The following is a 12,909-nucleotide window of genomic DNA, read 5'->3' on the forward strand; positions in this document are numbered from 1 at the left end:
CCGGGGGGAAGAAGGACATGCAGAGTTTTGTGCGCAAATGGTTCTGGTTCGGCTGTGGAGCATTCGGCCTTGGAACGATCCTCGTCATGCTGCTCAGCTCGAGCTGGCTTGGTTTTCGGCTGTTCCAACTCGAATGGCAACCGCAGGGTAAAACCGATCTGACATTTTCTGCGGTTGATCTGGCATTCCACAACCGGTCCGACATCCAGGCCGAGACGGGCGCACTCCCCTTCATGGCCGGGGTCGTCATCAACACCGACCACGATCTTCACGAAGACGTTTTTCTGGGTGGGGGGCGCGACCAGCCGGATGGCCTGTTCAGCTATAGCAGCGTGTCTGGAAGATTTGAGAGCAGGAGCCAGGCGCATGACCTCTCAAAACCAGCCGGAGACGCGACCATGGGCGGTGTTTCTGTTGACGTGGACCGAGACGGCTGGACCGACCTGATTGTTGCGCGAGAGAGCGGCGTTTGGTTGTACCGGAACACGTCAGGCCGGCTGGGCGACGGCAAGATCATATTCACACCCGAAGATGGCACGACCGCCCTTTCGATTGCGCCAGGAGACGTAAATGGAGACGGTGACGTCGATCTCTACGTTTCGGGCTATGTCAGCAACGACAGGGTGGAAGGACAAACGATCTTCACCCGCCCTTACGGCGGATACAGCTACTTGCTGCAGGGCGACGGCATGGGCATGTTCGAGGACGTGTCGACTAAATGGGGCATAAGGCGTCAGCACAATACGTTTACGGCCGTCTTTGCCGACTTTGATGACGATGGTGATTCAGATCTCGTTGTCGCCGAGGACACTGGCCGGGTCGAAACCTGGAGAAATGACGGCGCACCGCCTTTCAAGCCCCTGGAGAACCCGTCAGTCTACTCTTACCCGATGGGCATTGCGGCCGGAGACTTTACGGGCGATGGCCGTCTGGACTTCTATTTCTCAAATGTCGGGCATACGCTGCCATCGGCACTCTTGCGCGGTGACCTTGAAAAATCGGCCCGGTTCAATCCCGACTACATGCTGTTTGCAGGTGATGGCCATGGCGCGTTCAGTGACCAGGCACAGGCCATGCGGGCTGCCCGCATCGGGTTTGGGTGGGGCGTGGTCGCCGCCGACTTCAATCTCGACGGCTGGGAAGATATTGCCGTCGCGCAAAACTACGCAAAGTTTGGACAACCGGCCATTATTCACAGGTATGCCGGCAAGGTCCTGCAGAACGCCAAGGGCAAGAGATTCCACCCGGTCGAGAAGCGCGCGGGCGCCGCGAACAGGCTGTTCGCAATCGCCCCACTCGTCGGCGATTTCGACGGCGACGGCCTGCCGGACCTCATATGGGCCAATCTCCAAGGGCCCACCCGGGCGCTCCTCAATCGCACACCGGATCGTCATGGCATCAGGATACGCTTGGATGATTCAGTGGCCGCATATACTGCCCGCATCGACGTGGAAGTCGCCGGGCGGTCACTCGTTCGCCAGGTAGTGCCCGCTCAAGGCCTTTCTTCAGACAGTTCGTCAGACATGTTTGTCGGACTGGGTGACGCAACATCAGCTGACCGTGTGTCGATCCGGTTTTCCACAGGCGCCACAAGGTCACTCGACAATGTCGCAGCAGGCCAGGTCATCGACTGGCGGACGGTTCGGCCATGACAGGGGACACTCCCACTCGCTCTCAAGGGCTTTTCTGGTTCGGATTGGCTGGCCTCGCCGGCGCTGTGATGACCGGCCTTGGCGAGGGCCTGATCCAGATGGTTCCAGGCGGGGTCTTTACCGATCCCGCCTATGGGTACTTTCTGGAGATCAGTCGGAGCAGGCTGATGGTCGGGCACTTTCTAGCCATCGCCTCTGCGCCGCTTTACCTCATGGGATACTGGCATCTGACCGGTAATCTTCTGCCCGCATCGCCGAAGATCCGTTTCATCATCTTTGCTGTTTGTGCATGGGCATTCATCCTGGCGACTGTCTGGATGGGTCAGCGCGCGCTGCTTGCCGCAACTGTCCAGGCGATCCAGGTCGGCGGGGCCGATCCAGACCTGCTTGCGCGACAGGTGTCGTTGCACGAACCGCTCGTCAATGCGCTTCGTATCGTGACGACGGCATTTTCTATCGTCTGGATCGCCGTCATCCTGAAGGGTGTGTCGCGCTACCCACGCTGGATGGCCCTGTTCAGTCCTGCTGCGCTGCTGGCACTCATCTTCGGGTTTTACACAGTTGCGCCGGAATTTGGCTGGCTCGTGCTGCCAACGGCCATGAATACGGCACATGCAGTGCTTTTCATTCTGTCCCTGCTGAACGTCCGTAAAGCGAGTGAATTGTGAAGCACCGCCTTGTTCTCGCATTCCTCTCAATACTCGGCCTGGTTCCGGCTGCATCACTGGCAGGCACGCACATGTCCACCGGATCTGCGTGCCCCATGCTTGGCCCCCTTCCGGCCTGTTTCGTGGTATTGGCTGGATATGGGCTTGTCTTGGTATCGACGCTGTTGACCGGCAGGCCGCGTCAGGTCGTTTTCCTCACGGGTTGGTTGCCGGTTGTCGGCCTCGCCGTGATCGCATCCGGATTCGAGCTGACCGCCGGGCATGTTTGCCCATTGGCGTTTGCGGTGCTTCCGCAATGCTATGTGTCGCTCATCCTTGCGATCTTGATTGGCGGAACCTGGGCATCAGGCTTACTGCACTTTGGCGATCCATGATTTGGCATGAGGGCACGCACATGAGACTGGTTCCATTCTTGTTCGTATGCTTCTTCGTCGCAGGTTGCGCGAGCACCTACCCTGCGGCCATTTCGCCGAACGCCTGGGAAATGCCCGCCCCGTCTTTGCCACAGCGCGCCCCGTCAATCTGCCGCGAAAATCCGGAGATGCTCTACATCACGAACCGAAACCGCGCCGACGATCCGGAAGGTTATGGCAACAACCGGTCGAGTTCGATGGCTTTCGGATACGTCACGATAGAGCCTGCGAATATGAGTGCAGAGGCCTATGCAGATTACATTTCCGGGCACGCAATCGACAAAGCCCCCCCGACCTACGCTCACGCGCGGATTGCGGAAGCCGTTCGGTTCCCAGGCACGCCGCTCGCCTTTGCGATAGAACAGGGCGTGCTCACCCGTGACAGGCAAGCTATTGCCGAATACCAAAACGCTGGCGCGCAATTCCAGGACGAGCTGACCGGCGAGCTGGCGGAGCGCGGAACCGGAAAAGTTGTGCTCTTCGTGCACGGCTTCAATAACAGCTTTGAAGACGGCGCAATCAACCTGTTTGAACTCTGGTCTGCGTCTGGCAGGTCCGGCATTCCCCTGCTGTTCAGCTGGCCGACGGGCGGGCACAAGGCCCTTGGCTATCTTGGTGACACCCAGAATGGCGATTTCTCGGTCTACCACCTGAAGGAAACGTTGCGACTGATTGCGGCGACAGAGGCCGTCGATGAAGTCGTGGTGATCGCCCACAGTCATGGCGCATCGATCGTCACGACGGCTTTGAGGGAATTGCTGATTGAATCCCGTGGGGCAGACCTGTCGATGCGCGACACCTACCGGATCGAAACACTCATTCTGGCCGCTCCGGATATTGACCTCGGCGTCATGGAGCAACGCCTCGTCGCCGAAACGTTCGGGATCGGATTCGGGCAGATAGATGTATACCTCTATCCGGAAGACAACGCTCTTGGCATCGCAAGTTGGGTCTTCGGATCGCCCCGGTTTGGCGCGGCCCGACCCGATCAGATGTCTGCGGAATCGCGCGCCGTGTTTCAGGGCGTAAAGTCTGTCCACTTCATCCTCGTTCAGGACGCCGGAGACTATGACCGGCATAATTATTTTCGGCGCCACCCCGGCGTATTATCGGATATTGCGATCACGATGCGCACGGGCGCCAGGCCGGCCGACGCGGAGCGCCCACTCAAGCACCTCGATCTCAATTTCTGGAGCATCGACAAGACTTACACGCCCTCATACTTCGGATCCTTGCACAGCCCTGACGGCTGCCGTTTGATAGACGCTCCGCAAATAACCCCCTGAATCCCACGGAGTTGAGAAACGCGTGTTGCCGAAGACGATCACATTTCGATGGTCGAAACTCGCGGACGCGCGCGAAAACGGACTCGGACCGCTGCGCCTCTCGCCAACAGGTCGAGCTTGATGGGCAAATATGCGTGGTCAAGGGTCGACTGATCCTGTTCAGGCATTTCGACACGTCCGGGTGGTTTCCGGAGGCCCGCCGGTTCGTGCCCATTCCGTCGCAGATTCCGCCTGTTGCAGCCGAAAAATCGCAAGGGGCACATCAATGGACCAACTCACTATAATGGTTGCGGGCGGGGCCGAGCCTCGCTATTCCGGCTTCATTGCACCTCGGATCGCGGCCTATTTGGCATCAGGCGTTTGGGGGCATTGCGGAAAGCGGGGTCCAAACCCACTTGATGTATAGTGTTTACAGTGGTTTTGCGGAGGGCTCCTTCCACCAACCTGTCTGGCATGAGCCGGAGGGTCGGAGGTTCGAATCCTCTCGCTCCGACCAGAACTTTCTCGAGGCAAGAGGCTGTCAGATGGAAGCGCGGATTTACAGACCCCAGAAAAGTGCCATGACTTCCGGACGTGGCCAGACGCATACCTGGTACCTGGAATTCGTGAAGCCCGACGCCCGGCGGACCGCAGACCCCGTTATGGGCTGGACCAGTATCGACGATACGTCGGGCCAGGTTCGTCTCGAATTCGAGACCCAGGAAGAAGCGGTGGATTATGCCCGTCGGGAAGGCCTGGTCTTCCGCGTCGAAGAATCCCGCGAGCGCAAGCGTCTGGTGAAGTCGTATAGCGAGAATTTCTCGTTTGACCGCAAGCAGCCTTGGACCCATTAGGGTCCGGCGCCCATCCGGCCCCTTAGCTCAACTGGATAGAGCACCGGACTTCTAATCCGACGGTTGCAGGTTCAAGTCCTGCAGGGGTCACCATTTGCCTGGCCACCTGATCCGGCGAGCGCTGCCGGAAGCCGGTAAATGAGACGCGCTATTCAGCCGGTGCCGCACCGAGATCGGCCTGCGCCTCTTCCTTGTCGAGGCGCCGGGCAACGTCTCCCGGCGATCCGGACTTGCGTGCAAGCAGGGCATATGCCGTCGGCACGAACAGCACCGTCACGAAGATCGACGCCGTCACACCGAACAGGATCACCACGCCGATGGCCTGTCGGGTCTCCGCGCCGGCCCCCGCCGACAGGATGAGCGGTATCGACCCGGCCGCCGTGGTCAGGCTCGTCATCACGATCGGCCGGAACCGCGCCAGCGCCGCCTCCCGCAGCGCCGCATCGAATTCCATCCCCTTGTCGCGCAGCTGGTTGGCGAATTCGACAATCAGGATGCCGTTCTTGGCCGCCAGGCCGACCAGCATGATCAGGCCGATCTGCGTATAGATGTTCAGCGTATTCCCGGTCAGCCAAAGGCCCAGCAGCCCGCCACCGATCGTCGCGGGCACGCACAGCATGATGATGATCGGGTGCCGATAGCTCTCGAACTGCCCGGCCAGCACCAGGAACACGATCACGAGCCCGATCCCGAAGACGAACACGATAGAGGTGCCGGACGCCTTGAAGTCCAGCGACTGGCCCTTGAAGTCGATCGTCGCTTCCTGCGGCAGTGACTCTCGGGCGATCCGCTCCATGTTGGCAAGCGCCGTGCCCAGCGACACACCCGGCGCGAGGCCGGCCTCGATGGTGATCGATCGCACGCGGTTGTAGCGGTTGAGGCTGGGGCTGTCGGCCATCGACTGCATCGTCGTCAGGCTCGACAGAGGGATCAGTTGGCCGGACCGCGACGAACGGACGTAAATGTTCTGCACGTCAGTTGGCGTATTCTGGTCTGATCTGACACCCTCCAGGATCACGTCATATTCTTCACCGTCGTCGGTATAGGTCGTGACCCGGCGCGAGCCGAGCATGGTCTGCAGGGTCTGCCCGATCTCATCGACCGTCACGCCGAGGTCCGCCGCGCGGTCATAATCGATCGTAATGCGGAATTGCGGCTGGGTTTCCTTGTAGTCCCAGTCGATATCGACCAGTCCGGGATTATTCGCCTCGAGGGCGGCAACAAACGTGTCGCGCCATTGCGTCAGCTGTTCATACGAAGGGCCGCCAATGACGAACTGCACGGGCTTGCTGTTCCCGCCGCCAAGGCCCTGCCGCATGATCGCGAATGCGCGAATGCCCGGCAGGTCGGACAGCTTTCCGTTGACCTCCTGGATGATCTCGTCGGCCGGCCGCCGGTTCGCCCAGTCATCAAGCACAACTATGACGAAGCCCTGGTTGAAACCGGAGCTCCCGAATCCGGGCGCTCGCAGCAGAAGGCGCGAAACTTCACCTGAGTCCGTATAGGGCAGCAACCGGCGTTCGATTTCGTCGAGATAGGTCGACATGTAGTCGAAGGATGCGCCCTCTTCGCCGCGCACGCTGACGAAGAAGCTGCCACGATCCTCGCGCGGCACGTATTCCTCGTCGATGTTCTGGAACAGCCAGACGGCGCCCCCGAAAATGCCGCACAGCATGATTGCCGCAAGGATCGGACGGTGCACCAGCCGGTCGAGTATCCAGGCATAACCCGCCTTCAGCCCGCCGAACGCGCCATTGATGAGAAACGGGATGAAGCTGAAAATGCCGCCCGATGCTGTAGGCTTCAGGATCTTGGACGCCAGCATCGGAACGATGGTCAGCGACAGGATGCTCGAAAAGGCAACAGCCGCCGCCATGGTCAGCGCGAACTCGGTGAACAGGCGCCCGATATCGCCCTGCAGGAACGTGATCGGGATGAAGACGGCGATCAGCACGAGCGTTGTTGCGATCACGGCGAACCCGACCTGCCGGGAACCGCGATAGGCCGCCACCAGCGAGGTTTCTCCATACTCGTCCATCCGCCGGTGAATGTTCTCAAGCACCACGATGGCGTCGTCGACGACCAGGCCGATCGCCAGCACCAGCGCGAGCAGCGTCAGCAGGTTGATCGAAAGCCCCAGGGCGAACAGGACGATGAATGTCGAGATGATTGATACCGGAACGGTAATCGCCGGGATGATCGTCGCTCTCAGGCTGCCGAGGAACAGGAAGATCACCAGTGTCACCAGGCCGACGGCGATGAACAATGTGCGATACACTTCGGTGATCGACGCATCGATGAATACCGAACTGTCGAAACTGCGGGAAATGTTCATGCCCTCGGGCAGGGTGTCATTCAGCCGGTTGGCCAGCGCGCGCGCCGCGGCCGCAACCTCAACCGTGTTCGCTGTCGATTGCTTCACGATGCCCAGCCCGACCATCGGCACGCCATTGCCCCGGAACGTGTTGCGATCCTCCACCGTTCCGCGCTCGACGCGGGCCACGTCACCAAGACGGACAAGATAGCCATCGTCGCCTTCGGTGATCACGAGGTTGGCAAAGTCCTGCGGTGTCTTGAACGCGCGCTCGATGCGAACGGTGAATGTCCGCGAGTCCGATTCAAGGCTGCCGGCCGGCGCCTCGATATTCTCGCTACGCAGGGCGCGTTCGATATCGCTGACGGCGAGATTGCGCGAGGCGAGTGCGCGCCGGTCGATCCAGATTCGCAGCGCATAGTCACGCGCGCCGCCAACACGCACCCGCGCCACACCGTCCAGCGCCGAAAACCGGTCGACCAGATAGCGGTCGGCATAGTCCGACAGTTCCGGCGTGGTCAGGCTGTCACTTGCAAGGTTCAGCCAGACGATGACGTCGTCATTTGCATCGGCTTTTTCGATCTCCGGCGGGTCGGCTTCCGCAGGTAACTGGTCCAGCACACCCGATACCCGGTCGCGGATATCGTTGGCGGCCGCATCGATGTCCTGGTCGATGCTGAATTCGACGCTGATACGCGAACGGCCATCCGTGGAATTTGAATCGATGAACCGGATACCGGACACACCGGCGATCCGGTCTTCGATCACCCGTGTGATCCGGGTCTCGATCACGTTCGCCGCGGCACCGGGATAGCGCGTATCGATCGATACGATCGGTGCATCAATGTCCGGATATTCGCGCAGGGGCAGACGGTTGAAGGCCACCAGGCCGAAAATGATCAGGACGAGCGACAGGACCGAGGCGAAAACCGGGCGCTTGACGGAGATGTCTGAGAGCAGCATCCGGGCCTAGTTCGCGTTCGCTGCCGCGCCATTGCCTGACGCGCCGGCACTGGGCAGGACGGCAGAGCGTTCGCGCACGATAACGGGGGCGCCGTCCCGCACACGTATTGCGCCTTCCGTGACGATCCGGTCACCGAGTCCCAGCCCCGCAATCACTTCGACATTGCCGCCCTGGCGCAGGCCGATCTCGATCTTGTGACGCACCGCGATGGTCTGGTCTCCCGACGTCTCCAGCAGCAGCACGAAATTATCCGGTCCCACCGGCTGGATCGCGCCTTCGGGTATCGACAGGGCCATGCGGGAGTCGGCCAGAACCGCCACACGCATGAACATGCCGGCCTTCAGCAACCGGTCTGGATTGGGCAGGATCGCGCGCACCCGCACGGAGCGGGTCACGGGATCGATCGTGTTATCGACGCTGGCAATCGTGCCTGAAAACGCCATGCCCGGCAGGTCATCGGTCGACGCCTGCACGGTCGTGCCCTCGGTCAGGGCGCGCAGGAATGTCGATGGCACGGTAAAGTCCATCTTCATCTGGCTGTCATCGACCAGCGTGGCAACAACATCGCCCGGCCGCACATAGGATCCGACACTGACATTGCGGAACCCCAGCACGCCGTCGAATGGCGCCACCAGCACGCGGTCCTTCTGGCGTACCTGCACTGCGCGCAACTGCGCATTGGCGGAATCAAGGTTGCGGCGCGCGGCATCCAGGCTGGTTTGCGCAATGGCATCCTGCTTCGACAGCTGCAGTGTCCGGTCATATTGGCGGCGCGCTTCTTCTGCTGTCGCCTCGGCCGATTCCACCAGTGCCACCTGTTCACGCTGGGCCAGCGACAGCAGCGTCTTGCCAGCCAGTACACGCTCGCCATCGTCGAAATAGATCGCGGTCACCCGGTCGGCCACGTTCAGCGTCAGGTCAACGCGCTCGTTCGCCATCAGCGTACCCAGCGCTTCGATCCGCATCGAAAATTCCTGCTCGGCCACCTCGGCGGCAAACACGCTGGCCGGCGCGCGGGCCTGCGCCGCTGCTGTCAGGGCCGACAGGCCAAACACGGCAAGCAGCGCCACGAGCAATGCCAACGGCCTGTGCGCACGGGAACGGGAGACAAGTCGCGCCATCTGGGTGCCTTATCGGGTCCTTTTACCACCGGACAGCCTTCCGGCCGCCGTCCAACGTCGGAAACGGTGACCGAGGGCAAATGCGGTACAATTTCGCAATTAGCCCGGACACCGGCAATGTAAAGCAGTATGTGTCAATTGCATCCTGCCAGCAAATAACGAACATATTACCAAGGACGTCGGCAAAACCTGCACGAATTCCGGCCTAATTCGCATCCGTTTCGCGACGCGCCGGAACGCCCAATCCGAGCTCTGCCAGCACTTCATCGGTATGCTCGCCGACAAGGGGGGCCGGACGGATGGTGCGGGACGCAGCCCCCCGGAATGTCACCGGCGGCTGGGTTTCCCAATACCCACCCTCGGTCGGATGCTCGCGCTTCCGGAAGAACCCGACCGCCTGCAAGTGCGGATCGTCCTGCAATTCGCCCATGTCATTGACGGGTGCGGCCGGAATATCGCTCGCGGCAAACGCATCCAGCCAGTACCGGGTCGGCTGCGCCGTGAGATGGAACTGAACGCGCTCCATCATGTAGGCCATGTTGTAATATCGGCCGCGACGGTCGGACAGGCGCTCATCCTGAAGCTCCTCCGGCGCTCCCAGCACATCGAACAGCCGTACCCAGCGGGCATCGACATAAGGGGCCACCACGATCCAGCCGTCGGATGTCTGGAGCGGCTGGCGCGAGGGGTCCACCTGGCGCTGGTAGCAGACCGGGCCCACCGGCGGGTCGAACACGGCCTCGTAGAAATGCTCTTCGAGCAGGAAGTGCGTGATGCATTCGAACATCGGCACTTCGACATGCACCGCCTCGCCCGTCTTGTCGCGCTGACGCAGCGCCGCCAGGGTCGCGTACACGGCATGCAGGCCGGATACCTTGTCGGCGAAGGCTGTCGGGATGAACCGCGGCTTGGGATTACCGTCCACACGGGGCAGCAGGCTCGCGGCGCCGGACAGGCCCTGGATCAGGTCGTCATAGGCTGGGCGGCCAGCATAGGGACCATCCGTGCCAAATCCGAGGCAATGGACATAGACGATATCCGGCTTGATCGTCTTGACCTCCTCGAACGTCAGGCCCAGTCGCTCGACCGCATCGGGGCGGATATTGTGGATAAACACGTCGCTGCCCGCAATCAGGGCGCGGATGGCCTCCTGCCCGGCTTCCGACTTCAGGTCCCAGACGACTGACCGCTTGCCGCGGTTGATCGTCATGTGGCACGGCCCCATGCCTCTGGTCGCCGCCGGCTTGCCGACTTCGCGAAAATCATCGCCGCCGTCCGGCTCCACCTTGATGACATCCGCGCCCATGTCCGCCAGCGTCTGTGTGCAATAGGGACCGAAGATCACGGTCGTCATGTCCGCCACCCGAATGTCCGACAGGAAATTTGTGCCCGGCATTGTTGTCTCCTCACTCACTGACTGCGCGGTGACTAGGCATGGAACGGCGCAGGGGCAAGACGCCCATGGCCTCTCAGGCACGCGGCACCCGCAGAATGACGCACACCTAATTTATGAGAATGACTTGCATTAGCAAACCTCTGCATGATAGGCACCCGCATGTTTATTCCTCAGGACACCTGACAGCCGTGACCTCACAATTGACCGAGACCACCACCGTGAAACGGGGCCGCAGCAACGCGGCCGGCCAGCGTGCCCTCCGGTATGCCTTCGTAAAGCGGCAGGTGCGCACGATCCACTGGATGTCGGGCGCGATCTGCCTGATCGGCATGGTCCTCTTTGCGGCGACGGGCATCACGCTGAACCATGCGGCCGACATTCCGGCCCACCCGCAGGTGAAGGAATCGACCGCCACCCTGACACCCGACCTGGTGAGTGATCTTTCGTCCGGGCCGGCTGACGGCACGACAGATACCCTGCCGCGAACGGTCACGCGGTTCCTCAAGCGCAACCTCGGTGTCCACGCGTCCGGGCAGCCGGCTGAATGGACCGATGTCGATGTTTATGTCGGCCTGCCCCGCCCGGGCGGCGACGCCTGGCTCAGCATCGACCGGGCAACCGGCGAGGTCACCTACGAAACCACTCGGCGCGGCGCCGTCGCCTACCTCAACGACCTGCACAAGGGCCGCAATACAGGCACGGCATGGTCATGGTTCCTCGACATTTTTGCCGTCGCTTCCATCCTGTTCTGCCTGTCCGGCCTGTGGTTGTTGCAGATCCATTCGACACGGCGCGCCAGCACATGGCCGCTCGCCTTCGCCGGCCTCGGCATCCCTGCCCTCCTTCTCATCTTCTTTGCTCACACCTGAGGATATCATGCGCGCACTATTCAGCCTGGCCGGAATGGCCCTCCTGTCGGGACCCGCTCTCGCCGACTCCATGGAAATCGAGATTGGCATCCCGCAGCTCAATGTCGCGGAATACCACCGCCCCTACATTGCCGCCTGGATCGCCCGGCCTGACCACACTGTCGCGGCCAATCTCGCCGTCTGGTACCAGCAGGAAAAACGTGGCGCGGACGAGGGTGAAACCTGGCTCAAGGACCTGCGCCAATGGTGGCGCCGCGCTGGTCGCGACCTCCAGATGCCGGTCGATGGCGTGTCGGGCCCGACGCAGGCGCCCGGCCTGCAGACTTTGCGCATCCCCGGCGATTCCCTCGCGATCCAGGCGCTTACACCGGGCGACTATGTCCTGACTGTGGAAGCTGTCCGCGAAGTCGGCGGACGGGAAATGGTGCAGATACCCTTCCACTGGCCGTCCGACGGACAGGCAGACCTGACGGTGAGCGGCGAGACCGAACTCGGCACCGTCGCCCTGAAACTCATCCCCGAAAACTAACCTGAATGCGGTCCGGCCGCGTGACGCCACACAAGGAATGATCCGATGAAACGCCTCACCCTCAAACTGCTTGCCGCCTCGTCGCTGGTGATCGCAATGGCCGGCAGCGCGAGCGCCCACCGCGCCTGGCTGCTGCCTTCGACATTCACCCTGTCAGGCGATGCACAATGGGTGACCGTTGACGCGGCCATCTCCAACGACCTCTTCTTCCCCAATCACCACGCCATCGACCCGGCCTCGATCACCGTGACAGCGCCGGATGGCTCGCATGTCGCGATCGCGCATGCCGCTGAGGGCGAGATCCGGTCCATGTTCGATGTCCGGATGGACCAGCAAGGCACCTACCGCATCTCAACGGCCGGCGCGCCGTCCTATTTCGCCGGCTGGATGGAGAATGGCGAGCGCAAGCGCTGGCGCGGTACGCTCGAAACACTCCGCGCCGAAGGCATCGACAAGAAGCCGGGCGTTGAAGTGTCCCAGGCCCAGCGCAGCGTCGAAACCTTCGTTACGCTCGGCGCGCCCTCCACAGAGGTCTTCTCGCCAACGGGAACGGGTCTCGAATTTCAGCCTGTCACCCATCCGAACGATGTCTTCACCGGTGAACCTGTCAGCTTCAGGCTGTTGCTGGACGGTGCACCTGCCAGCGGCCTCGACGTCACCATCCTGCCCGGCAATGACCGCTACCGCGACACGCCCGGCGAGCTGTCAGTGAAGACTGATGCCGATGGCGTCTTCACCTTCACGCCTGAGCTGCCCGGCCCTTACTGGCTCACGACCGGCTCCGAAGGCGAGACAACCGTCGACGGCATGGCGATGAAAGTGCGCACGTCCTACACCGCAACATTCGAAGCCCTGCCGCTCTAG

General features: G+C 61.6%; 11 protein-coding genes and 1 tRNA gene. 9 read left to right on the forward strand and 3 right to left on the reverse strand.

Annotation, left to right across the window (positions count from 1 at the left end; all coding sequences use genetic code 11):
• Positions 1-17: 17 nt before the first annotated feature.
• The 6 genes from HJO_RS06510 (at position 18) to HJO_RS06535 (ending at position 4,945) form a co-directional block, all read left to right on the forward strand.
• Positions 18-1,652: a CRTAC1 family protein gene (locus tag HJO_RS06510; RefSeq protein WP_035615124.1), complete on the forward strand. Its 1,635-nt coding sequence runs from the start codon at positions 18-20 to the stop codon at positions 1,650-1,652.
• Positions 1,649-2,320 carry a DUF6796 family protein gene (locus tag HJO_RS06515; RefSeq protein ID WP_338390242.1) on the forward strand — a complete coding sequence of 224 codons (672 nt, stop codon included), beginning with the start codon at positions 1,649-1,651 and terminating at the stop codon, positions 2,318-2,320. Before HJO_RS06510 ends, HJO_RS06515 begins: the two co-directional genes overlap by 4 nt.
• 149 nt (positions 2,321-2,469) lie before the next feature.
• Entirely contained in the window at positions 2,470-2,694 is a 225-nt protein-coding gene (locus tag HJO_RS18530) for a hypothetical protein (RefSeq protein ID WP_162173786.1), read from the forward strand.
• A gap of 167 nt (positions 2,695-2,861) precedes the next feature.
• Positions 2,862-4,019 carry an alpha/beta hydrolase gene (locus HJO_RS06525; protein ID WP_162173787.1) on the forward strand — a complete coding sequence of 386 codons (1,158 nt, stop codon included), beginning with the start codon at positions 2,862-2,864 and terminating at the stop codon, positions 4,017-4,019.
• 524 nt (positions 4,020-4,543) lie between these two features.
• On the forward strand, positions 4,544-4,852 hold the full coding sequence (locus tag HJO_RS06530; protein WP_035615132.1) for an ETC complex I subunit: 309 nt from the start codon (positions 4,544-4,546) through the stop codon (positions 4,850-4,852).
• 16 nt (positions 4,853-4,868) lie between these two features.
• Positions 4,869-4,945: transfer RNA gene (locus tag HJO_RS06535), tRNA-Arg, on the forward strand.
• A gap of 55 nt (positions 4,946-5,000) precedes the next feature.
• Here the strand turns inward: HJO_RS06535 and HJO_RS06540 are convergent.
• The 3 genes from HJO_RS06540 to HJO_RS06550 form a co-directional block, all read right to left on the reverse strand.
• A complete protein-coding gene (locus HJO_RS06540) occupies positions 5,001-8,129 on the reverse strand; it encodes an efflux RND transporter permease subunit (protein ID WP_035615135.1) in 3,129 nt (1,042 codons plus the stop codon).
• Between the two features lie 6 nt (positions 8,130-8,135).
• The gene (locus HJO_RS06545) at positions 8,136-9,251 is read right to left on the reverse strand and encodes an efflux RND transporter periplasmic adaptor subunit (RefSeq protein ID WP_084141668.1); all 1,116 of its coding nucleotides are present in this window, start codon (positions 9,249-9,251) and stop codon (positions 8,136-8,138) included.
• Between the two features lie 205 nt (positions 9,252-9,456).
• Positions 9,457-10,647 (reverse strand): CaiB/BaiF CoA transferase family protein, encoded by a 1,191-nt coding sequence (locus tag HJO_RS06550; RefSeq protein ID WP_035615138.1) that lies wholly within the window; start codon positions 10,645-10,647, stop codon positions 9,457-9,459.
• Positions 10,648-10,835: 188 nt separating this feature from the next.
• On the opposite strand from HJO_RS06550, the gene HJO_RS06555 reads away from it, so the two are divergent.
• The 3 genes from HJO_RS06555 to HJO_RS06565 are packed head-to-tail and all read left to right on the forward strand — an operon-like array spanning position 10,836 to position 12,909.
• Positions 10,836-11,516 carry a PepSY-associated TM helix domain-containing protein gene (locus HJO_RS06555; RefSeq protein ID WP_241764685.1) on the forward strand — a complete coding sequence of 227 codons (681 nt, stop codon included), beginning with the start codon at positions 10,836-10,838 and terminating at the stop codon, positions 11,514-11,516.
• Positions 11,517-11,523: 7 nt separating this feature from the next.
• A complete protein-coding gene (locus HJO_RS06560; protein WP_035615141.1) occupies positions 11,524-12,045 on the forward strand; it encodes a DUF2271 domain-containing protein in 522 nt (173 codons plus the stop codon).
• Positions 12,046-12,090: 45 nt separating this feature from the next.
• Complete coding sequence (locus HJO_RS06565) at positions 12,091-12,909, forward strand: DUF4198 domain-containing protein (protein ID WP_035615144.1); 819 nt, start codon at positions 12,091-12,093, stop codon at positions 12,907-12,909.

The organism is Hyphomonas johnsonii MHS-2 (assembly GCF_000685275.1).
Lineage (GTDB): Bacteria > Pseudomonadota > Alphaproteobacteria > Caulobacterales > Hyphomonadaceae > Hyphomonas > Hyphomonas johnsonii.